This is a genomic window from Marinobacterium maritimum, from assembly GCF_039523155.1.
In the GTDB taxonomy this organism is placed as follows: domain Bacteria; phylum Pseudomonadota; class Gammaproteobacteria; order Pseudomonadales; family Balneatricaceae; genus Marinobacterium; species Marinobacterium maritimum.
In genome coordinates this window covers 651,454-672,872 of the sequence record NZ_BAAAET010000001.1, presented here as the reverse complement: position 1 = coordinate 672,872, position 21,419 = coordinate 651,454, and the positions used below count along the sequence as shown (strand labels likewise).

Here is a 21,419-nt window from a genome sequence, read left to right as displayed (position 1 = left end):
ATCAGCTTTTCAAGGGGTTAGTGCTCAATTTCTGCCGGCTCGCCCGTATCAAGCAGGAAATGCGCTCGCGCCTGGGCGATCGGCTTGCTCTTGCGCTCCTGCCAGGCCAGCACCGAACAACTGCCGACACGTCGCCCCTGGCGGCCGATATGGCAGATGGCGAAGGTGTCCCGATCCAGCCCCGCCCGCATGTAATCGAGCGAAAAATCGATGATCTTGGCCAACGCCGGCTGCGGCAGTTGCAACGTCAACTGGAACAGCGCGGTCAACTCCATGAAGGAGGCAATGACGCCACCATGAATGGCAGGAATCGTAGGGTTGCCGATATTATCAGCGTTGGCGGGCAAACGAAATATAATCTCCTCACCATAGCATTCGCACTGCACCCCCAGCACACGGGCATAAGGGATCAGATCAACCAATGGCTGGTAATCACCACTGGCATGCGCCTTTTTGACCAGCTCAAGCAGGTGTTGCATCGGAGGCTCCTTCGATCATGGACCTGAATGCGGAGTTGGTCGCCCCACCCTCGGGACGCATGAACGTTGCGATTGCATTGGCAACAGGGTGTGAAGGATCATCCTGATAGACAAGCGCCCGGGTGAACAGAACGCTGCGAGTCACCCGATAGCACTCGGCATCAACATAAAGCGGCTGACTCTGCACCGGGGTGCGCATATGATCGATACGAAGATCCAGCGTAGGGCAGAGCTCGAACACCTCCAGCGCACAGAGTGTCGATACACTGCTGGCGGCATCAACCAGCGTCGTCAGCACACCGCCATGAAAGTAGGTATCCTGGCCCTCGCTGATCAGCTGCGGCTGAACCGGCAGCACCAGCGTAACCTTGCTTTTTTCCGCCTGGACCAGACTGATGCCCAGCTTGCGCATATGCGGTTGCGCATCGAGAAAGCGACTGCAACGCGCAATGTAGTATTCGTTATCCATTTCCGTCCGTTCCCGAACTCATCATTAAAGTCTCGAGCGTCGACGAGGTGAACTCACGTCGATACAGCACCACGACGACGGTAAAGGCCAGCAGCATGAACACCCAGGGGTTTATGAACCAGCCCAGCACCGCGATGCTGAAATAGTAGGTCCTCAGCCCCAGGTTGAAGTTATGCGCCGCCATAGAGGCCATCTGAGCAATCCGCTCTGCATGGGCTTTCTGCTGCGCTGCAGAAGGGTTTTCAGTCGGCAGGGGCGCCCCCCCGATCATGACCGAGACGAACCCGTACTGGCGCAGGCTCCAGGTAAACTTGAAAAAGGCATAGATAAACAGCACCACCAGCACCAGCAGTTTCAGCTCCCACTCCTGCTTGGTAGCCACCACCACAAAGGGCAGGTCCTCAACCAGATTAATCGCTTTCTCGGTCGAGCTCATCACCGTCATCAAACCCGCCAGCACCAGAATGGTCGTTGACGCAAAAAAGGCAACGCTGCGCTCGAGGTTGGCGATTGCCGTTGTATCCGCGATTCGGACTTCCCGTGATAACATCCGCTGCATCCATTCGGTACGGTACAGGTGCAGCATGCTGACCAGACAGGGAACCTTGTGGCTTTTGTATGCAGCGTAATACATGTAGCCGCGAAAGCAGAGCAAGAACCAACCCAGCGCCAATGCATTGGCCCAGTTGGATTGAACCAGCAACAGCATCTTTTCCATCAGTAACTCCGCTCACCTGTGTCCGTATCACTATAATTTACAGGGATTAAGTTTCAGTGTCTTCAAGCAGTTACAACCTTTCCGCCGGTGCTGGCTATGCCCTGGCCACCACTCTGGTGATGAGCATGGCCGCCGTTTTGATCAAGCTGGCCGCCGCGATGATCAGCATTGAGATGATTGTATTTTTCCAGTACCTGCTCTGTGTACTGGTTATGCTGCCCTGGCTGAAGCAGCGCGGTTTTTCCGAGCTGCGCACTCAACGCCCACTGCTGCATCTGGTTCGCGGTCTTAGTGGATGGGGCTGCTTCTACGCCTACTACCTGGCACTTGAAAAAATCCCGCTGGTGGATGCCGCCCTGCTGCGTAACTCCGCCCCGCTGTGCGTGCCGCTATGGCTGCTGGTATGGCAGCGCGTGGGCTTGCACTGGCTGAGCTGGCTGCCGCTGTTGCTGGGTTTTATCGGTATCGGACTGATCATGCAGCCGGAAGGGACCGGACTCAGCGGATGGCACTTGGTCGGTTTTGTCTCTGCACTGGCGCTGGCCGGCTCCATCGTCACCACCCGTGAATTGACCCGCACTGAACCGGTCAACCGCATCCTGTTCTACTACTTCCTGATCTCAACCCTGGCGGGGCTACCGCTGGCACTGAGCAACTGGCAACCACTGCAACTGGCCAGCCTGCCCTATATAGTGCTGATCGCAGGCTCCATCTGGCTGACCATGTGGCTGTACACCCGTTCGTACAGCCATGCCCCCGCCTCCATCATCGCACCCTTGAGTTATTTCGGTGTCGTGTTTACAGGGCTCTGGGGCTGGCTGATCTGGGATCAGGTACCATTGCCTCTCACCTGGGCCGGCATTACGCTGGTCATACTGGGCGGGCTGGGCTCAGTCTGGATCGGCTCACGACTACAAAGCCGTCATTAACAGACGGCTTAATAGCCTGATCCGGCGACTGAGCGGTTGTGAGTGCCGCACTCGGCAACCTGAAAGAGGTTAAACAGCCTGTCATACCTGCCGAAACCAGGCCCGGGCAACACGGATTCAGGACGAGCAGGTCAGGTAGATCGATTCCGCCCATTCAGGACGCGGGCCTGCAAAGCGCTCGAAGCCGGGATGGGTATCGCCTGGGTGGCGCAGCAGAGGCAGCAAATCCTGCAGCGGCCGATAGTCGCCCTGATGCGCCTCGCGGATTACTTCCTCCGCCATGTAGTTACGCAGCACAAAGCGCGGATTCACCGAACGCATCTGCTGGCGGCGAATCGGAGCACTGGACGCCTCCTGCTGCACACGCAGTGCATACTGCTCCAGCCAGACCGACATCGGCTCGGGATTGGAGCAGAGCGCCAGCAATACCTGTTTCTGCGCGTCATCCCCCTGCTGCCATTCACCCAACGCACGCAGGAAGCGGTTATGGTCGATACGCTGCGCGGTCCAGATTGCCGACAACTGATCAACCAGTGCCTGATCGCCGGAATCGACGGCCTGCAACCCCAGGCGGGCCTTCATACGCGCCAGATAGGCTGCCTGATAGAGCCCCTCAAACCGGTCAAGCTCGGCCTCCAGTTCAGCCCGCTCCACCAGCGGCAGCATCGCCTGCGCCAGTGCTGCCATATTCCACAGCACAATCGAAGGCTGCTTGTGGAAGGCATAACGCGCTTCATGATCATTCTTGTTGGCAACATGGCCTGGCTCGTAATGGTCCAGGAACGTATAGGGGCCGTAATCGAAGGTTTCACCGATCAACGACATGTTGTCGGTATTAAGTACGCCGTGGACGAAGCCATAGGCCTGCCAGGCCGCCACCAGCGCAGCAGTTCGCTCGAGAACTTCGCGGTACATTGCACGATAGGGCTGTTCTTCAGCCTTTAGCTGCGGGAAATAACGCTCCAGACAGTAATCCGCCAACCGGCGCAAGTCATCATGCTGACCGCTGTAGAAGAAATATTCGAAGTGACCGAAGCGGATATGGCAAGGGGTGACCCTGAGCAGCATGGCACAGGGTTCCATACCGTTTCTCATCGTATGCTGCTCACTGCCGAGCAGGCAAAGCGCGCGCGTTGTCGGGATGCCGAGACCCGCCATCGCCTCGCCAGCAAGGTACTCGCGAATACTGGAGCGAAGCACGGCACGTCCGTCACCAAAACGGGAAAAGGCGGTCTGACCTGCGCCCTTCAGATGCAGGTCATAACGAGCACCTTTGGCATTGACGACCTCACCGAGCAAGAGACCTCGACCATCCCCCAGATCAGGGTTATAGACGCCAAACTGGTGGCCGGTATACTTCATCGCCAGGGGTTCAATGCCGGACCACGGCTTATCGCCAGTGCAGCGTTGCACCAACTCATCGGGCGAGATGCTGCAGGGATCCAGGTCCAGCCAGCGCGCCACATCCGGGCTAAACGCAATCAGGTGACTGGCCTTGAGTGGATGCACCCCTTTACGCTGAAACCAGTGCTCCGGCAAGCGGGCATAACTGTTGTCAAAATTCAGCTGTTCCAGAGTTCGACCGGCACTCATCCACGTTTCTCCTGTTAGACATCTCTATAACCTAGCATTTTGATCAGGTATTTACAGCCCCCGAAGTGCAAGGTTATTTTTCTCCATCAGACTGTTAAGCTTGCGGCTCGATAAGGAGTAACCGATGTGGATTGAATTATCTGACCTTTTCTGGCTGGCACTGACCGCACTGGCCTGCCTGGCCTGGTGGCACAACCTGAAGCTGCGTGAGCACGCAACATTGAAAGTCCAGCGCTACTGCGAGCAGCAGGACGTACAACTGCTGGATGAGAATATCGCGCTAAAAAGCATGAAGCCGGTACGCTCAAGCGAGAGTGGCATGCTGGTTCTGGCGCGCCGTTACCAGTTCTATTTCACTTCGACCGGCGATGAACGCTACCCGGGTACTGTTGAGATGGTGGGCCGGCGCATCACACACATTGAGCTGGCGGCCCACAAGTTGAATTAGCGCTGTTTAAGCGCTCGGGTGATCAGTCGATCCAGCTGATTAGCAAACTGCTGACGGTCGCTGTGATTCAGCGCCGGCGGCCCACCGCTTTGCACCCCGCTCGCCCTCAGGGTTTCCATGAAGTCGCGGATATTCAGGCGCGCTTTGATATTTTCATTCGTGAAGCGCTCTCCCCTTGGTGTCAGCGCCATCGCGCCCTTCTCCAGTACCTCCGCCGCCAGCGGAATATCACTGGTGATCACCAGGTCGCCTGCGGAGGCTCTGCGTACGATTTCGTGGTCGGCCACATCAAAACCGGCCGCCACCTGCACCGCGCGGATATTGGCTGCCGGCGGTACTCGTAACGGCTGGTTAGCGATCAGCGTCAGCTCAAGCCCGCTGCGTTCGGCAGCCCGAAACAGGATCTCCTTGATCACTACCGGACAGGCATCCGCATCAACCCAGATTCTCATCGCAATCCCTCCGATACCGATCAGCGTAACTGGCGTACACGGCAGCTACGGCCTTTTACCTTGCCCTGGGATAGGACCCGCACCGCATCGCGCGCCGCCGGACGACTGACCGCGACGTAGGTGCAGAAATCAAATACGCGAATCTTGCCTACCTGATCACCGGCCAGATCACCACCCTTAGTCAACGCGCCCAGCACATCCCCGGGACGGATCTTCTGCTTCTTGCCAACATCCAACTGCAAGGTCGCCATGGGCGGGCGGTAGTCACCGCCCTGAGAAGGCTGCGGCAGGGGTTCATCAGTAATGATCATATCCATGCGCGCTTCCACGCCCGCCAGCTTGAAACGTTCACGCTCGTTGAACAAGGTAATGGCGATACCGCTCTGCCCTGCTCGACCGGTACGGCCGATACGATGCACATGCACCTGGGCTTCTTTGGATGGACGGTGGTTGATCACCAGATCCAGCCCTTCGATATCCAAGCCACGGGCAGCCACATCGGTCGCCACCAGCACCGAGGCGCTTTGGTTGGCAAAGCGCACCAGGGTCTGGTCACGCTGACGTTGATCCAGATCGCCGTGCAGGGCTACCGCTGCAATCCCGTCCGCTTGCAGGCGCTGCTCCAGGTCGCGTACCTCCTGCTTGGTATTACAGAACACCACTGCCGATACCGGACGGTAGCGGTACAGCAAACGGGTGACAGCCTCGTCGCGAGCGTCGTCAGTCACTTCATGGAAATGCTGCACGATGCTGGTGTTCTGGTGCAGCGCTTCGACCTCAATGCGCGCCGGCTCGCGCATGATCCGACTGGCGATGGCGGCAATTTCTTGCGGATAGGTGGCACTGAACAATAGCGTCTGACGACTGGAAGGCGTAGTCGCAACAATGGCATCCACCGCTTCCTGAAACCCCATTTCCAGCATCCGGTCTGCCTCATCCAGCACCAAATGCTGCAGCCGATCCAGACGCAAGGTACCTTTGCGCAGGTGTTCTTCAATACGCCCTGGTGTACCCACCACAATATGCGCACCATGCTCCAGCGAACCGATTTGAGGGCCAAGCGGCATGCCGCCACATAGCGTCAACACCTTTACGTTGGGTATTTGACGGGCTAGACGACGCAACTCCTGAGCCACCTGGTCAGCGAGCTCACGTGTCGGACACAACACCAGCGACTGCACGTGGAAACGACTGGTATCCAGTGCCTGCAACACCCCCAGGCCAAAGGCCGCCGTTTTGCCCGATCCCGTCTTGCCCTGAGCGATCAGATCACGGCCATCCAGGATCACCGGCAAGCTATCCTGCTGGATCGGCGTCATGTAATGGTATTCGAGAGATTCCAGATTGCGCAGAAGTTCGGGTTTAAGGGCTATCTGAGAGAAAGGCTGTTGGCTCAAGAGGAGTACCTGCTGATGGTGCGGCAAAAGACGCATTCTAGCAGAACCACCGGCACAGGTTTGGAGCGGGCACAAAAAAAGGCAGCCGAAGCTGCCTTTTTCACGGATCAGAAGAAGCTTACTTCATTTCCCAGCCAGTCACTTCGGACAGAGCCTTGCCGATATCGGCCAGGGAACGAACAGTCTTCACACCAGCGTCTTCCAGGGCTGCGAATTTCTCGTCCGCAGTACCCTTACCACCGGAGATGATCGCACCAGCGTGGCCCATGCGCTTGCCCGGAGGTGCAGTTACACCAGCGATGTAGGAAACAACCGGCTTGGTTACGTTTGCCTTGATGTAGGCAGCCGCTTCTTCCTCGGCAGAACCACCGATCTCACCGATCATAACGATCGCTTCAGTCTGCGGGTCGTTCTGGAACATTTCCAGAATGTCGATGAAGTTGGAACCCGGGATCGGGTCGCCGCCGATACCGACACAGGTAGACTGACCGAAGCCAGCGTCAGTAGTCTGCTTAACCGCTTCGTACGTCAGAGTACCGGAACGGGAAACGATACCGACTTTACCCGGCAGGTGGATGTGGCCCGGCATGATGCCGATCTTGCACTCTCCCGGAGTGATCACGCCCGGGCAGTTCGGGCCGATCAGGCGAACACCCAGCTCGTCACACTTCACTTTGCACTGCAGCATGTCCATTACCGGAATGTGCTCGGTGATGCAGACGATCAGCTTGATGCCAGCATTAGCCGCTTCCAGGATGGAATCCTTACAGAAGGGAGCCGGAACGTAGATAACAGACGCTTCAGCGCCAGTTGCTTCTACAGCTTCCTTAACGGTGTTGAATACCGGCAGACCCAGGTGCTCAGTACCGCCTTTACCCGGAGTTACACCACCAACCATTTTGGTGCCGTAAGCAATCGCCTGCTCAGAGTGGAAAGTACCCTGGCCACCAGTAAAGCCCTGACAGATGACTTTGGTATCTTTATTGATCAGAACGGCCATGATTATTTACCCTCCGCTGCTTTGACTGCCTGCTGAGCAGCATCAGTCAGGCTGGTTGCTGCAATGATGTCCAGACCGGACTCAGCCAGCTTCTGCGCACCCAGTTCAGCGTTGTTACCTTCCAGACGTACAACAACCGGTACGTTTACACCAACTTCTTTAACCGCACCGATGATGCCGTCTGCGATCAGGTCGCAGCGAACGATACCACCGAAGATGTTAACCAGTACGGCTTTAACCTTGCTGTCTTCAAGGATGATCTTGAACGCTTCGGTAACACGCTCTTTGGTAGCGCCACCACCAACGTCCAGGAAGTTGGCCGGGAAGCCACCGTGCAGGGAAACGATGTCCATGGTGCCCATTGCCAGGCCCGCACCGTTAACCATGCAACCGATAGTGCCGGTCAGAGCAACGTAGTTGAGGTCCCACTCAGCCGCGCGTGCTTCACGCTCGTCTTCCTGAGACGGATCCTGCATGGCCTGCAGATCCTTGTGACGGTAAACAGAGTTACCATCGATAACAACTTTGGCATCCAGGCAGTGCAGGTTACCCTGGTCAGTGATGACCAGCGGGTTGATTTCCAGCAGCGCCAGATCCTTTTCTTCGAACATCTTCGCCAGACCCAGGAAGATGTTGACGAACTGCTTGACCTGGTCACCCTGCAGGCCCAGCTGGAACGCCAGTTCGCGACCCTGGTACGGCTGCGCACCAGTCAGCGGATCGATAGTTGCTTTCAGGATCTTTTCCGGAGTCTCTTCAGCAACTTTTTCGATTTCGACACCACCTTCGGTGGATGCCATGAACACGATACGACGGCTGGAGCGGTCTACAACTGCGCCAAGGTACAGCTCGTTGGCGATGTCAGTGCAGGTCTCAACCAGAATCTTGGAAACAGGCTGACCATTGGCGTCTGTCTGGTAAGTCACCAGGCGCTGACCCAGCCATTTCTCAGCAAAGGCCTGGGCTTCAGCCGGAGAATCAACCAGCTTAACACCGCCCGCTTTACCACGGCCACCGGCGTGAACCTGGGCTTTTACAACCCACTTGTCACCGCCAATCTTTTCAGCCGCTTCAGCAGCCGCTTCCGGAGTATCTACCGCAATCCCTTTGGAAACCGGCAGACCATATTCAGCAAACAGTTGTTTGCCCTGGTACTCGTGAAGGTTCATGCTCTAATCCGTTGTATTTTCGGTTATACAGGTGCCCATGCCCACGTGCATGGGCGGGGCACACCTTTTGCTCTGCAGAGCCCGCCGACCGGGGAACTCCGGTCGAACAGGGCTAACCCTTCAGGTTATCGCTTTTTGCGATTTGCAATGTGGATAGCGTGATTGTCTACAGCCAGAGCCGCCTCATGGACAGCTTCGCTGACGGTCGGGTGAGCGAATACCATCAGCTGCAGATCCTCTGCACTGGAGCAGAATTCCATCGCAATCACACCCTGAGCGATCAGTTCGGAAGCGATGCCACCGACCATGTGAACGCCCAGAATACGGTCAGTTTCTTCATCAGCAATGATCTTGACGAAACCGTCAGTCGCATTGGCTGCCATTGCACGACCGGAAGCCGCGAACGGGAATTTACCAACCTTGATCTTTACACCCTCAGCCTTCAGTTCCTGCTCGGTCTTGCCGACCCAGGCCAGTTCCGGGAAGGTGTAAATGATGTTCGGGATGCAGTCGTAGTTCATTGCCGCCTTGTGACCGGCAATGATATCTACGGCCATGATGCCCTCTTCGGATGCCTTGTGCGCCAGCATCGGGCCGCGTACGGAGTCACCGATGGCGTAAACGCCCGGTGCGTCGGTACGGCAGCTTTCATCAACGAAGATGAAGCCGCGCTCGTCCAGCTTGACGCCGCTGTCTTCAGCCAGCAGGCCCTGAGTCTGGGGACGACGACCAACCGCAACGATCAGCTTGTCGAATACCATCTCCTGCTCACCGTTGGCATCGGTGTACTTAACCTTAACTTCCTTGCCATCGATGATTTCAGTACCGGTGCAGCGAGCACCCAGCTTGATGTCCAGACCCTGCTTGGTGAGCAGCTTCTTGGCTTCCTTGGCAACGTCGATGTCGGCCAGAGCCAGGAAGTCATCCATGGCTTCGAACACGGTAACTTCTGAGCCACAGCGAGCCCAGATGGAACCCATTTCCAGACCGATGACGCCTGCACCGATGATACCCAGACGCTTCGGAGTCTCATCGATTTTCAGTGCGCCTTCGTTGTCGACGATCAGGCCTTCGGTCAGCGGCGCCGGCGGAATTTCAACCGGGACGGAACCGGACGCCAGGATCACGTTCTCGGCGGCGTGCACGGAGGTGCTGCCATCCTGAGCGGTCACTTCAACCTGCTTGTTGGCCAGCAGCTTGCCGGTACCCTGCAGCAGAGTGACGCCATTCGCCTTGAACAGACCAGCGATACCACCAGTCAGGTTCTTAACGATCTGATCCTTGCGGGCCACCATCTGCTTGGTGTCCATGTGCACGTTTTCAGCCACGATACCCTGAGCGGCAAAGCCGTGCTGAGCTTCGTGGAACTTGTGCGTGGTTTCCAGCAGTGCCTTGGACGGGATACAACCCACGTTCAGGCAGGTACCGCCCAGTACGGAGGCACCCTTGTCATCAACCCACTTCTCGACACAGGCAGTTTTCAGACCCAGCTGGGCAGCACGAATAGCTGCTACATAACCGCCAGGGCCGGCACCGATTACGATAAGATCAAATTTATCTGACATTACTTTGTCCTGTTTTCACTCGTTCGATTGTGGGTCTGATTAAACGTCCAGCAGCATACGTGCCGGATCTTCCAGCAGATCCTTAATGGTCACGAGGAATTGTACCGCCTCTTTACCGTCAATCATACGGTGGTCATATGACAGCGCCAGGTACATCATCGGCAGGATCTCAACCTGACCGTTGACCGCCATCGGGCGCTCCTGGATCTTGTGCATACCCAGGATAGCGGTCTGCGGCGGGTTCAGGATCGGAGTCGACATCAGGGAACCGAACACACCACCGTTGGTGATGGTGAAAGTACCGCCCTGCATGTCGTCCATGCCCAGCTTACCCTCACGGCCACGCTTACCGAAGTCAGCGATGGTGGCTTCAACTTCTGCCAGGCTCATGGAGTCAGTATCACGCAGTACCGGCACCATCAGGCCACGATCGGTAGATACGGCAACACCGATATCCTGGTAACCGTGGTAAACCATGTCGTTACCGTCGATAGAGGCGTTCACCGCCGGGAAGCGCTTCAGTGCTTCAGTAGCGGCCTTCACGAAGAAGGACATGAAGCCCAGGCGAGTACCGCCGTGAACCTTCTCGAACAGGTCCTTGTACTGCTTACGCAGTTCCATGACCGGCTTCATGTTGACTTCATTGTAAGTCGTCAGCATTGCAGCGTTTTGCTGAGCTTCAACCAGACGCTTGGCGATGGTCGCACGCAGGCGAGTCATCGGCACACGCTTCTCGGTACGCTCACCAACCGGAACATTCAGAGCCGGAGCGGCAGCCGCCGGAGCAGCAGCAGGCGCAGCAGCAGGCTTGTTCTTCAGGAAGTTCTGTACATCTTCCTTGGTGATGCCACCATTCTTGCCAGTACCCGGGATCTGGGATGCATCCAGACCGTTTTCTTCGATCAGCTTGCGAGCAGCCGGGCCGACTTTGTCAGCGTCAGTAGTGGCTTCAGCAGCCGGAGCAGCAGCGGCTTCAGCAGCCGGTGCAGCAGCGGCAGGAGCAGAAGCAGCAGCGCCTGCTTCGAAGACAGCAATTACTTCTTCGCTCAGGACGGTGTCGCCTTCACCCTTGACGATCTCCTTGATCACGCCGTCAGCCGGAGCAACCACTTCAAGAACAACCTTATCGGTTTCAATGTCAACAATCAGCTCATCAGCTGAGCAGGCTTCACCCGGCTGCTTGTGCCAGGTTGCAACGGTACCGTCCGCTACGGATTCAGGGAAAGTCGGCGCTTTGATATCGATGGACATGCTGTTTCCTTTAATAATGCTGCGCAGGTTGTAATTACAAATACAAACCTGTCATTAACCGTTGATTGCTTCGTTGACCAGCTGTTCTTGCTGCTCAAGGTGAACCGAAATGTAGCCTACTGCCGGCGCGGCTGCGTGCGGACGACCCACACCCATCAGGTGCAGTTTAGGGTCATGCTGCTGCAGGACATTGCGCATGTGATGCTGGCTGCAGTACCAGGCTCCCTGGTTCATCGGCTCTTCCTGACACCAGACCACGGATTCCAGGTTGGTGTACTCGGCAATCGCTTGCTTCAGACCCTCTTCCGGGAACGGATAGAGCTGTTCGATGCGCACGATCGCAACATCGTCTTTCTCAAGCTCGGCGCGGCGATTGTACAGATCGTAGTAGACCTTGCCACTACACATCACAACACGCTTCACTTTCTTCGGATCCAGTGCATCCACTTCCGGGATGACCGGCTGGAAAGTACCTTCAGAGAGGTCTTCCAAAGTAGATACGGCCTGCTTGTGGCGCAGCAGAGACTTCGGTGACATCACCACCAGCGGCTTGCGCAGCGGACGCACGACCTGACGACGCAGCAGATGGAAGATCTGAGCCGGAGTGGTCGGTACGCAGACCTGGATGTTGTGCTCTGCAGACAGCTGCAGGAAACGTTCGAGACGCGCCGAAGAGTGCTCCGGACCCTGGCCTTCAAAACCGTGCGGCAGCAGCATGGTCAGACCGCAGAGACGACCCCACTTGTGCTCACCGGATGTAATGAACTGGTCGATTACCACCTGGGCACCGTTGGCAAAATCACCGAACTGAGCTTCCCAGATTACCAGTGCATTCGGCGTCGTAGTGGCATAGCCGTATTCGAATGCCAGCACTGCTTCCTCAGACAGGAAAGAGTCGTAGATATCGAATTCCGGCTGACCTTCAGCCAGATTCTGCAGCGGCACATAGAGGCTGGCGTCTTTCTGGTTGTGGACCACAGCATGGCGGTGAGAGAAGGTACCGCGACCAACATCCTGACCAGTCAGACGAATCGGGTAACCTTCAGCCAGCAAAGTGGCATACGCCATGGTCTCGGCGAAGCCCCAGTTGATCTCCATGGCACCCGCCGCCATCTTCTTGCGATCTTCATAGATCTTCTGAACCTGGCGCTGAATGGCAAAGCCTTCAGGGAATTCGCAGGACTTGTTGGCCAGTTCCTGCAGCAGTTTCTGATCGACGCTGGTATCGCACTCGAAGGACCACTGGTGGCCCAGGTACGGACGCCAGTCAACGAACAGTTCTTCGTTGGGCTCCATCACCAGGGACTTGGCCACGTGCTTGCCATTTTCAAGCGCCTGACGGTATTCCTGATCGATACCCTTGGCTTCTTCAGCGCTCAGCACGCCCTCTTCCACCAAACGAGCGGCATAAAGCTCCTTGGTAGTTTTCTGGACTTTGATCTGCTTGTACATCAGAGGCTGAGTACCGGACGGTTCGTCCGCCTCGTTGTGACCACGACGACGGTAGCAAACCAGATCGATAACGACATCCTTGTTGAATTCGTTACGGTAATCCAGCGCCAGCTGGGTTACGAAACGAACAGCTTCAGGATCATCACCGTTAACGTGGAAGATCGGAGCCTGGACCATTTTAGCCACATCGGTACAGTACTCAGTTGAGCGCGCATCTTCCTTCTTGGAAGTGGTGAAGCCCACCTGGTTGTTGATCACGATATGGATAGTACCACCCGTCTTGTAGGCACGGGTCTGGGACATCTGGTAGGTTTCCATCACCACGCCCTGACCTGCAACCGCAGCATCACCGTGGATGGAGACCGGAATTACGCTGTTACCGACAGCATCGTCACGACGATCCTGACGTGCACGTACAGACCCTTCAACCACCGGAGACACGATCTCCAGGTGAGACGGGTTGAAGGCCATTGCCAGGTGTACTTCACCACCGGCAGTCATGACATTGGAGGAGAAGCCCTGGTGGTATTTAACGTCACCGGAGGTTTCGATCAGCTTCTTGCCCTCGAACTCGCCGAACAGGTCCTGCGGGTTCTTGCCGAAGATGTTGACCAGCACGTTCAGGCGACCACGGTGTGCCATGCCGATAACCAGCTCTTTGGCACCGTCACGACCGGCACGCTGTACCAGCTCGTCCAGGCAGGGAATCAGAGCCTCACCACCTTCCAGACCAAAGCGCTTGGCACCGGCGTAGCGAGAACCCAGATATTTTTCCAGGCCTTCAGCAGCGGACAGGCGCTCGAGAATGTGCTTGCGCTCGTCATTGGTCAGTACGGGATGGCTGCGCACCGGTTCCATGCGAGACTGAATCCAGCGCTTTTCCTGAGTATCGACGATGTGCATGTACTCAGCGCCGACAGTAGTGCAATAGGTTTTCTGAAGATCAGCCAGGATCTCTTTCAGAGAACTCTCTTCCGGGCCGAAGAACAGTGAGCCCAGCTGAAAGCGGGTATCAAGATCAGCTTCGGACAGCTCATGGAAGCGCAGATCCAGGTCAGGAACCTGCTCACGCTCCATCAGGTTCAACGGATCGATATCGGCATGCTGATGTCCACGCACACGGTACGCATTGATCATGCGCAGGACGCGAACCTGTTTCTTTTCATGCTCTGAGCTGACACTGCTACCGGAAACGGGAGTGGCGCGCTTCTGATTCTTGGAGAGGAGAAGGAAGTGATCCCGGATGGTGGAGTGAGGTACATCCTGAGAGATGCTGTCACCAACCTTGGGAAGTCGATCGAACTCGTCACGCCATTCTTGTGGGACAGCGTTCGGGTCCATCAGATAAGTTTCGTATAGTTGTTCAACATATGAAAGGTTGCCCCCATAGAGGTGGGCATTCTTCCACATCTGCTCCATTATGCCATCTTGCATTATCATCTCACCCTGGCTCTGAGAGGGCGCTGCATCGGTCAGGCTGCACTATTTCCTGCACCGGCAGTCCTGCGACCCTCTGCTGATTACCGTTTTTGTATATTGCCTACAGCCACACGGATCACGTGCAGTTGCGGGCAACAATTCTACGCCTTTTATGACAGCCTTTACACTGTTAGCAGGCACCGATTCTACAAAATATTATTGTTCCAACGACATAGGCCTTTCGGCTAGTAAAATTACACCGACTTATAATAGACAAAAAAAAACGGCACCCTGTCGGATGCCGTTTCTTGAGACTCAAACAAGTCGATCAGGTCGCCTGCTGGATCAGCATGTTTCGGATCTTGCCAATCGCCTTGGTCGGGTTCAGACCTTTCGGACAAACGCTTACACAGTTCATGATGCCGTGGCAGCGGAATACACTGAACGGATCATCCAGCTCAGCCAGACGCTCGTTGGTCGCGGTATCGCGGCTGTCCGCCAGGAAGCGGTAAGCCTGCAACAGACCAGACGGACCGACGAACTTGTCCGGATTCCACCAGAAGGACGGGCAGGATGTTGAACAGCATGCACAGAGAATACACTCGTACAGACCATCCAGCTCGGCACGCTCTTCCGGAGACTGCAGACGCTCGATCGCCGGCGCCGGCGTATCGTTGATCAGGAACGGCTTGATCTTTTCGTACTGCTTGTAGAACTGGGTCATATCGATGACCAGGTCACGGATAACCGGCAGACCCGGCAGCGGACGCAGTACCAGCTTGTCGTTCTCGACCACTTCAGACAGCGGCGTGATGCACGCCAGACCGTTCTTGCCGTTCATGTTCATGCCGTCAGAGCCACAAACACCCTCACGACAGGAACGACGATACGCCAGAGACGGATCTTTTTCTTTCAGCAGCTGGAGCAGGTCCAGCACCATGATGTCCTTGCCACCCGGGATGTCGATATGGACATCCTGCATGTAAGGCGCATCATCAATCTCAGGATTGTAACGATATACACTTACCAGCATCGCACCAGCCCCTTAATAAGTTCGTACTTTCGGCGGGAACGGATCCATTGTCTTCGGCGCGAAGTTAACCGCGCGCTTGCCAATGGCCTTGGTCTGCGGGAAGAAGACAGAATGGCACAGCCAGTTCTCGTCATCACGCTCGGTGAAGTCGTTGCGCGCATGCGCACCACGAGATTCCTTACGCTCTTCCGCTGCAATCGCAGTCGCTTCCGCTACTTCCATCAGGTTCTCAAGCTCCAGCGCCTCAATACGAGAGGTATTGAATGCCTGGCTCTTGTCTTCCAGATGTACGTTAGCTACACGCTCGCGGATCTCCTTCAGCATGCCCAGACCTTTCTGCATACTCTCGCCATCGCGGAACACGCCGAAGTACAGCTGCATGGTGTCCTGCAGAGTCTTGCGAACATCGGCAACCTTCTCGCCACCAGTGCTGTTGTTCAGACGGTTCAGGCGAGACATGGCTGCTTCGATATCAGCTTCAGTTGCATCCGGCACTTCATAGCCTTCACGCATCTGCTGCTCAATCTGCATACCAGCCGCACGACCGAAGACCACCAGGTCAAGCAGAGAGTTACCACCCAGACGGTTGGCGCCGTGTACAGATACACAAGCCGCTTCACCACAGGCAAACAGACCATTGATGATCTTGTCTTCGCCAGTTTCCTGATCCGGAGAGATCGCCTGACCACCGATATTGGTCGCAACACCACCCATCATGTAGTGACAGGTCGGCACAACCGGGATCGGCTCTTTAACCGGATCAGCGGCCGCGAAGGTCTTGGACAGTTCACAGATACCCGGCAGACGAGAGTGCAGCACTTCCTCACCCAGGTGATCCAGCTTCAGATATACGTGATCGCCGTTTTCACCACAACCACGACCTTCCAGGATCTCCAGGATCATGGAACGAGCAACAACATCACGTCCCGCCAGGTCTTTGGCGTTCGGTGCGTAACGCTCCATGAAGCGCTCGCCATCCTTGTTGATCAGATAACCACCCTCGCCACGGCAACCTTCGGTTACCAGTACGCCAGCACCTGCGATGCCGGTCGGGTGGAACTGCCACATTTCCATATCCTGAACCGCAACGCCGGCACGCATCGCCATACCGATACCGTCACCGGTATTGATCAGAGCGTTGGTAGTGGACGCATAGATACGACCCGCACCACCAGTTGCCAGAACAGTTGCCTTGGCCTTGATATAAACGGTTTCACCGGTTTCGATGCAGATGGCGATACAACCAACCACGTCACCCTGGGAGTTCTTCACCAGGTCAACGGCGTACCATTCATTCAGGAACGTAGTACCAGCCTTCATGTTGGCCTGATACAGAGTGTGCAGCAGGGCGTGACCGGTACGGTCGGCAGCAGCACAGGTACGGGCAGCCTGACCACCCTCACCGAAGTTCTTGGACTGACCACCAAACGGACGCTGGTAGATACGACCAACCTCGGTACGGGAGAACGGCAGACCCATGTGATCCAGCTCGAATACAGCCTGAGGACCTACAGAACACATGTACTCAATCGCGTCCTGGTCACCGATGTAATCAGACCCCTTTACGGTGTCATACATGTGCCAGCGCCAATCATCGTTCGGATCCGCACTTGCGATCGCACAGGTGATACCACCCTGAGCAGACACAGTGTGAGAACGTGTCGGAAATACTTTAGTGACACAGGCGGTATTCAGACCTGACTGTGCAAGCTGCAGCGCGGCGCGCATGCCTGCACCACCACCACCGACTACGATTGCGTCGAAAGTAAGCGTACGCAGTTTAGACATGTTTTAGATACCCCACAGAATCTGGATGCCCCACACGACGTAGATAAACGCCAGCAGGCCGCATACGGACTGGAACACAAAGCGAGCGCCGGTCGGCTTAATATAGTCAGTAGAAACAGACCACATGCCAATCCAGGCATGAGCAACCATGGACAGAAGCGCCAGCAGGGTATAGATGCGCATGGACGTGCCGCTGAACAGTTCCTTCCACTGCTCATAACCCAGATCCGGGTTCAGCAGCAGATAACCGATCATGAAAACGGTATAGGTCAGCAGTACCAGCGCTGTAACACGCTGCATCATCCAGTCGTACAGACCGCTACGACCAAAGCTTGTAATACTAGTTACCATATCCAGACTCCTGCCAGCAGAATAGCGATGACCGCTACTACCAAGGTGACTTTTGCAGCCAGACGACCGCTTTCCAGTTCTTCACAGTGACCCAGATCCATGATCAGGTGCTTGATACCTGCAAAGAAATGGTACAGCAGCGCTGAAACCAGTCCCCATGCAATGAGTTTTGCCAGGAAAGATTCCTGGAGCATCTCAGTCGCTTCATTGAAGCCGGCCTGAGACTCCAGCGACAGGCTCAATGCATACATCATGAAGATGGCGCCAACGAAAAGCGCGACACCGGTTACACGATGCAGAATTGAAGTAATCGCCGGAAGTGGCTGTTTTATGGTTCGCAGATCTAAATTTACAGGTCTTTTCTTGTTCACGGCTCTAGTTCACACTTTTTCTGCCCAATTGCAGGACAAGAGGACAAGGTTGCTAGGAAGTGCTCAGAGAGTAGTACCTCGAGATGCCAGAACTGACACTAAACCAGTGGGCACGGTGCCAACTCAGGTGCGAGAGTATAGACAGATCACTGAGGGAATACAACGAGACAACAGGACCTTAAGGCTTAAGTCTAGTGTATGAAGCCAACCCCAATTTGCATTTCAAAACCAGAGCTCTGGGCTTATTAAACTAATTATTTATATCCCTGCAGCCCTCGTATTTGCTATCCGAAAAAACCGTTTTGCAGCGCAGCACTTAAGCGAAAGGCTTAATTGACAATCTTGTTTCAAACTCTATAGTGTTCGAGTCCTTTTTCGGGCCATTTCCTATGACGCGGCGCATGTAGTTTGCCGCAGCAATACAAACAGAATGATAGGAGCCTCTAATGGCTGACAAGAAAGCACGTTTGACAGTCGATGGTCTGGACGAAGCGATCGAACTGCCGGTTTACTCCGGTACTGAAGGTCCCGACGTCATAGATGTACGCCCGTTGACCGGCAAAGGTCTGTTCACTTACGACCCTGGCTTCGTGTCCACGGCGGCCTGCGAATCCAAGATCACCTACATTGACGGTGCCAATGGAATTCTGCTGCATCGCGGCTATCCGATTGAACAGCTGGCTGAAAAGTCAGACTATCTGGAAGTCTGCTACCTGCTGCTGAATGGCGAACTGCCGAACGCAGAAGAGAAAGAAAAGTTCGTCAACACCATCTCGAACCACACCATGGTTCACGAGCAGCTGAGCCAGTTCTTCAAAGGCTTCCGTCGCGATGCTCACCCGATGGCCATCATGTGCGGCGTTGTGGGCGCTCTGTCTGCGTTCTACCACGACTCACTGGACATCAATGACCCGCATCACCGCGAGGTTTGCGCGTACCGTCTGATCGCCAAGATGCCGACACTTGCCGCCATGTGCTACAAGTATTCCATCGGCCAGCCGTTCATGTACCCGCAGAACAATCTCAGCTACGGCGCTAACTTCCTGCGCATGATGTTCGGCACTCCGTGCTCTGATTATGAAGTCAATCCGGTACTGGCCCGTGCCATGGATCGCATCTTCATCCTGCACGCCGACCACGAGCAGAACGCCTCCACCTCTACCGTACGTCTGGCAGGCTCTTCCGGCGCCAACCCGTTCGCCTGTATCGCTGCTGGTATTGCCGCCCTGTGGGGACCGGCACATGGTGGTGCCAACGAAGCCGTGCTGACCATGCTCGACGAAATTGGCGACGAGTCCAACATTGCCGAGTTTATCGAGAAAGCCAAGGATCCGAACGATCCGTTCCGCCTGATGGGCTTCGGCCACCGCGTGTACCGTAACTTCGACCCGCGCGCCAAGGTGATGAAGAAGACCTGCGACGAGGTTCTGGAACTGCTGGGTATCGAAAACGATCCTCAGCTGCAGATCGCCAAGCGTCTGGAACAGATCGCCCTGGAAGACGAATACTTCGTGAAGCGCCAGCTGTACCCGAACGTCGACTTCTACTCTGGCATCATCCTGAAAGCGATCGGCATTCCGACCAACATGTTCACCGTGATCTTTGCCCTGTCTCGCACAATCGGCTGGATTTCTCACTGGAACGAATTCCATTCCAGCCCGAACAAGATCGGTCGTCCGCGTCAGCTGTACACCGGCGAGCAGCAGCGCGACTATCCCGCCTGATATAGCTCCAACATACAAGCCCCGCACAGCGGGGCTTTTTTGTGTCTGGAATTTTAGGAATTACTCCTAGTGCCATTTTGACTTAGGTACTCTATAGTTCGCACAGCATGCTACCGTTCAAAAGGAGTTGAACATGCTTTGTAATTGCCCGGCTTGCCAACAGCTACTCAGCACTGGCAAACGCCACAAGGACCTTCAGACAATCAGCCACATTAGCCAAAGCGAACTGGTCAAATGCACGACCTGTCTGACCTTTTACCTTCACGAACATGACCGCTGGGAACCTCTCTCCGCCAATAGCGATCACTTCACACCTCCTGCTGCAACGCAATACAACCTATTATTGCAAAACTGAGTTGTCATAATTTATTCATTTCCAAACACTTCACAAATAATCTTATTGCGTCTAATGTATATACATAAGATATACGCATTAACTATTATAAGTAAGGTGTATTTTTAAATGTCTGAATGCAATAACTGCCGCAATTTAATGGGCACTAACGCATCGCCGCACAAGGCAATGATCAAAATTAGCCAGCACCATTCGCACCCAATCTATCGCTGCAAGGAATGCGGGACTGAATTGGTACGCCTTTTCGACTGCTGGGAACCCTGCTTCCCCGGCTGGCTTCCTCGCCTGGCCTGAACGCTGTAGCAGCCCATATCCCAGCCAGTCCGTTACAGCCCAGGGAGACCGCCCCCACTCCCGCAGCTTTACCTCACCCTCGCAACTTCACGGCTGCAAGCCCCAGCCAGTCCTCCAGATCCTGTTCCGGCCTTTCGGCACGGTAGCGCGCATAAAGCTCGACGCCAGCATGATCCTCCAGCACATCAACCTGCATTCCCTTTTCTTGCAACACCGCTTCGTTACCGCAGGCATTGGTTACATCCCCAACCACCACGCGCGAGAAACCGCGCATATGAATCAGGGCTGCACAGACATCACAAGGACTGAGCGAGGTAAACATCACGGTTTTGCTGAAATCGATACGACCCGCATCACGCATAGCCGAGGTTTCACCATGATTGTAGGGATGGCTTTCCTGTACCAGCGTATTATGCCCCTTTCCCACTATCTGGCGAGTGTGTCGGTCTATGATCACCGCGCCTATGGGACAGCCACCTTCATCATAGCTTTTCTGCGCCAGCAGCACGGCAATACGCATGAAATCCCTGTCACTCAGGCGCTTGGTAAAAGCCTCATCCATCAGTACCGACAGGCTTTTGGTTGGCATGTGTGCAATCGCCGCCAGCACTGCCTCGGTTATTGGCGTATTTGTATTCAGTAAGGTATCCATTTCGCCTCCTTGCTTGCTGATTCAGTCAACACTGAACTCCGGCGCTCCTTTTCTGATTGCTTAATCCACCCAGCGCTGGCGATCACTGCTGACAACGGTCTGCCCAACCGGTGACAAAGCAATAAGCGCCAGCTTCAGGTGCTGAATACCAAATGGAATACCAATGATGGTAATAAAGCAGGCCACTGCCGACATTAAATGCCCAATCGCCAACCATACACCCGCAAATATGAACCAGATTATATTGCCAACAAGGCCAAAGGCACCGGTACCTATATCATCAACGCCGGTCAGATCTCGTCGACTAACCGCCTCCTTTCCGAAAGGGAAAAACGAGAAGGTACCGATCACAAAACAGGAACGCGCCCAGGGAATGCCCACAATGGTGATCATGGCCAAAACGCCCACCAGCCACCAGGCCAACCCCATCACAACCCCACCGAGAACAAACCAGATAATGTTACCCAACAGACGCAACATGCAGACCCACTCTTTTTTGCCGCTTGATTC

20 protein-coding genes are annotated in these 21,419 nt (G+C 55.4%); 3 read left to right on the top strand and 17 right to left on the bottom strand.

The features are described from left to right. Positions 1-17: 17 nt before the first annotated feature. The 3 genes from ABD013_RS02980 to ABD013_RS02970 are packed head-to-tail and all read right to left on the bottom strand — an operon-like array spanning position 18 to position 1,666. Complete coding sequence (locus tag ABD013_RS02980; protein ID WP_343802069.1) at positions 18-479, bottom strand: PaaI family thioesterase; 462 nt, start codon at positions 477-479, stop codon at positions 18-20. After that, positions 463-948, bottom strand: coding sequence for a PaaI family thioesterase (locus tag ABD013_RS02975; protein WP_343802066.1), 486 nt, complete (start codon positions 946-948; stop codon positions 463-465). Before ABD013_RS02975 ends, ABD013_RS02980 begins: the two co-directional genes overlap by 17 nt. Beyond that, on the bottom strand, positions 941-1,666 hold the full coding sequence (locus ABD013_RS02970; RefSeq protein ID WP_343802063.1) for a DUF599 domain-containing protein: 726 nt from the start codon (positions 1,664-1,666) through the stop codon (positions 941-943). The genes ABD013_RS02975 and ABD013_RS02970 overlap by 8 nt, the downstream gene beginning before the upstream one ends. 56 nt (positions 1,667-1,722) lie before the next feature. On the opposite strand from ABD013_RS02970, the gene ABD013_RS02965 reads away from it, so the two are divergent. Beyond that, positions 1,723-2,595, top strand: coding sequence for a DMT family transporter (locus ABD013_RS02965; protein ID WP_343802060.1), 873 nt, complete (start codon positions 1,723-1,725; stop codon positions 2,593-2,595). A 117-nt stretch (positions 2,596-2,712) separates the two neighbouring features. Here the strand turns inward: ABD013_RS02965 and ABD013_RS02960 are convergent, their stop codons facing one another. Then, entirely contained in the window at positions 2,713-4,188 is a 1,476-nt protein-coding gene (locus ABD013_RS02960) for a protein adenylyltransferase SelO (protein WP_343802057.1), read from the bottom strand. Between the two features lie 124 nt (positions 4,189-4,312). Here ABD013_RS02960 and ABD013_RS02955 point away from each other — a divergent pair, with 124 nt between their 5' ends. Further along, positions 4,313-4,636: a DUF3301 domain-containing protein gene (locus ABD013_RS02955; RefSeq protein WP_343802054.1), complete on the top strand. Its 324-nt coding sequence runs from the start codon at positions 4,313-4,315 to the stop codon at positions 4,634-4,636. Here ABD013_RS02955 and ABD013_RS02950 read toward each other — a convergent pair. From ABD013_RS02950 to sdhC, 11 genes are all read right to left on the bottom strand, one after another. Continuing rightward, positions 4,633-5,088 (bottom strand): YaiI/YqxD family protein, encoded by a 456-nt coding sequence (locus ABD013_RS02950; protein WP_343802051.1) that lies wholly within the window; start codon positions 5,086-5,088, stop codon positions 4,633-4,635. The genes ABD013_RS02955 and ABD013_RS02950 overlap by 4 nt on opposite strands. Positions 5,089-5,108: 20 nt before the next feature. Continuing rightward, on the bottom strand, positions 5,109-6,485 hold the full coding sequence (gene dbpA, locus ABD013_RS02945; protein WP_343802048.1) for an ATP-dependent RNA helicase DbpA: 1,377 nt from the start codon (positions 6,483-6,485) through the stop codon (positions 5,109-5,111). A 118-nt stretch (positions 6,486-6,603) separates the two neighbouring features. Continuing rightward, positions 6,604-7,485 (bottom strand): succinate--CoA ligase subunit alpha, encoded by an 882-nt coding sequence (gene sucD, locus ABD013_RS02940; protein ID WP_343802045.1) that lies wholly within the window; start codon positions 7,483-7,485, stop codon positions 6,604-6,606. Positions 7,486-7,487: 2 nt separating this feature from the next. Beyond that, positions 7,488-8,654: an ADP-forming succinate--CoA ligase subunit beta gene (sucC, locus tag ABD013_RS02935; protein WP_343802042.1), complete on the bottom strand. Its 1,167-nt coding sequence runs from the start codon at positions 8,652-8,654 to the stop codon at positions 7,488-7,490. Positions 8,655-8,779: 125 nt separating this feature from the next. Next, positions 8,780-10,219 (bottom strand): dihydrolipoyl dehydrogenase, encoded by a 1,440-nt coding sequence (gene lpdA / locus ABD013_RS02930; protein WP_343802039.1) that lies wholly within the window; start codon positions 10,217-10,219, stop codon positions 8,780-8,782. Between the two features lie 39 nt (positions 10,220-10,258). Then, complete coding sequence (gene odhB / locus ABD013_RS02925; protein WP_343802036.1) at positions 10,259-11,470, bottom strand: 2-oxoglutarate dehydrogenase complex dihydrolipoyllysine-residue succinyltransferase; 1,212 nt, start codon at positions 11,468-11,470, stop codon at positions 10,259-10,261. Positions 11,471-11,524: 54 nt separating this feature from the next. Then, positions 11,525-14,356, bottom strand: coding sequence for a 2-oxoglutarate dehydrogenase E1 component (locus ABD013_RS02920; protein WP_343802033.1), 2,832 nt, complete (start codon positions 14,354-14,356; stop codon positions 11,525-11,527). Between the two features lie 313 nt (positions 14,357-14,669). Then, a complete protein-coding gene (locus ABD013_RS02915) occupies positions 14,670-15,374 on the bottom strand; it encodes a succinate dehydrogenase iron-sulfur subunit (RefSeq protein ID WP_343802030.1) in 705 nt (234 codons plus the stop codon). Between the two features lie 12 nt (positions 15,375-15,386). After that, positions 15,387-17,162, bottom strand: coding sequence for a succinate dehydrogenase flavoprotein subunit (sdhA, locus tag ABD013_RS02910; RefSeq protein ID WP_343802027.1), 1,776 nt, complete (start codon positions 17,160-17,162; stop codon positions 15,387-15,389). Between the two features lie 3 nt (positions 17,163-17,165). Further along, a complete protein-coding gene (gene sdhD, locus ABD013_RS02905; protein WP_343802024.1) occupies positions 17,166-17,513 on the bottom strand; it encodes a succinate dehydrogenase, hydrophobic membrane anchor protein in 348 nt (115 codons plus the stop codon). Beyond that, positions 17,507-17,884, bottom strand: coding sequence for a succinate dehydrogenase, cytochrome b556 subunit (sdhC, locus tag ABD013_RS02900; RefSeq protein ID WP_343802021.1), 378 nt, complete (start codon positions 17,882-17,884; stop codon positions 17,507-17,509). Before sdhC ends, sdhD begins: the two co-directional genes overlap by 7 nt. A gap of 446 nt (positions 17,885-18,330) precedes the next feature. Between sdhC and gltA the strand changes: the two genes are divergently transcribed. Further along, positions 18,331-19,608, top strand: a complete 1,278-nt coding sequence (gene gltA, locus ABD013_RS02895) for a citrate synthase (protein WP_343802018.1) — start codon at positions 18,331-18,333, stop codon at positions 19,606-19,608. A gap of 722 nt (positions 19,609-20,330) precedes the next feature. Here gltA and ABD013_RS02890 read toward each other — a convergent pair. After that, a complete protein-coding gene (locus ABD013_RS02890) occupies positions 20,331-20,909 on the bottom strand; it encodes a nucleoside deaminase (RefSeq protein WP_343802015.1) in 579 nt (192 codons plus the stop codon). A 60-nt stretch (positions 20,910-20,969) separates the two neighbouring features. Further along, positions 20,970-21,389 (bottom strand): YccF domain-containing protein, encoded by a 420-nt coding sequence (locus tag ABD013_RS02885; protein ID WP_343802012.1) that lies wholly within the window; start codon positions 21,387-21,389, stop codon positions 20,970-20,972. Positions 21,390-21,419: the final 30 nt, after the last annotated feature.

Coding starts and splice junctions, on each gene's coding strand:
- ABD013_RS02980 (WP_343802069.1), bottom strand. CDS start 479: ATGCAACACCTGCTTGAGCTGGTCAAAAAGGCGCATGCCAGTGGTGAT.
- ABD013_RS02975 (WP_343802066.1), bottom strand. CDS start 948: ATGGATAACGAATACTACATTGCGCGTTGCAGTCGCTTTCTCGATGCG.
- ABD013_RS02970 (WP_343802063.1), bottom strand. CDS start 1,666: ATGGAAAAGATGCTGTTGCTGGTTCAATCCAACTGGGCCAATGCATTG.
- ABD013_RS02960 (WP_343802057.1), bottom strand. CDS start 4,188: ATGAGTGCCGGTCGAACTCTGGAACAGCTGAATTTTGACAACAGTTAT.
- ABD013_RS02955 (WP_343802054.1), top strand. CDS start 4,313: ATGTGGATTGAATTATCTGACCTTTTCTGGCTGGCACTGACCGCACTG.
- ABD013_RS02950 (WP_343802051.1), bottom strand. CDS start 5,088: ATGAGAATCTGGGTTGATGCGGATGCCTGTCCGGTAGTGATCAAGGAG.
- sucD (WP_343802045.1), bottom strand. CDS start 7,485: ATGGCCGTTCTGATCAATAAAGATACCAAAGTCATCTGTCAGGGCTTT.
- sucC (WP_343802042.1), bottom strand. CDS start 8,654: ATGAACCTTCACGAGTACCAGGGCAAACAACTGTTTGCTGAATATGGT.
- lpdA (WP_343802039.1), bottom strand. CDS start 10,219: ATGTCAGATAAATTTGATCTTATCGTAATCGGTGCCGGCCCTGGCGGT.
- odhB (WP_343802036.1), bottom strand. CDS start 11,470: ATGTCCATCGATATCAAAGCGCCGACTTTCCCTGAATCCGTAGCGGAC.
- ABD013_RS02920 (WP_343802033.1), bottom strand. CDS start 14,356: ATGCAAGATGGCATAATGGAGCAGATGTGGAAGAATGCCCACCTCTAT.
- ABD013_RS02915 (WP_343802030.1), bottom strand. CDS start 15,374: ATGCTGGTAAGTGTATATCGTTACAATCCTGAGATTGATGATGCGCCT.
- sdhA (WP_343802027.1), bottom strand. CDS start 17,162: ATGTCTAAACTGCGTACGCTTACTTTCGACGCAATCGTAGTCGGTGGT.
- sdhD (WP_343802024.1), bottom strand. CDS start 17,513: ATGGTAACTAGTATTACAAGCTTTGGTCGTAGCGGTCTGTACGACTGG.
- gltA (WP_343802018.1), top strand. CDS start 18,331: ATGGCTGACAAGAAAGCACGTTTGACAGTCGATGGTCTGGACGAAGCG.
- ABD013_RS02890 (WP_343802015.1), bottom strand. CDS start 20,909: ATGGATACCTTACTGAATACAAATACGCCAATAACCGAGGCAGTGCTG.
- ABD013_RS02885 (WP_343802012.1), bottom strand. CDS start 21,389: ATGTTGCGTCTGTTGGGTAACATTATCTGGTTTGTTCTCGGTGGGGTT.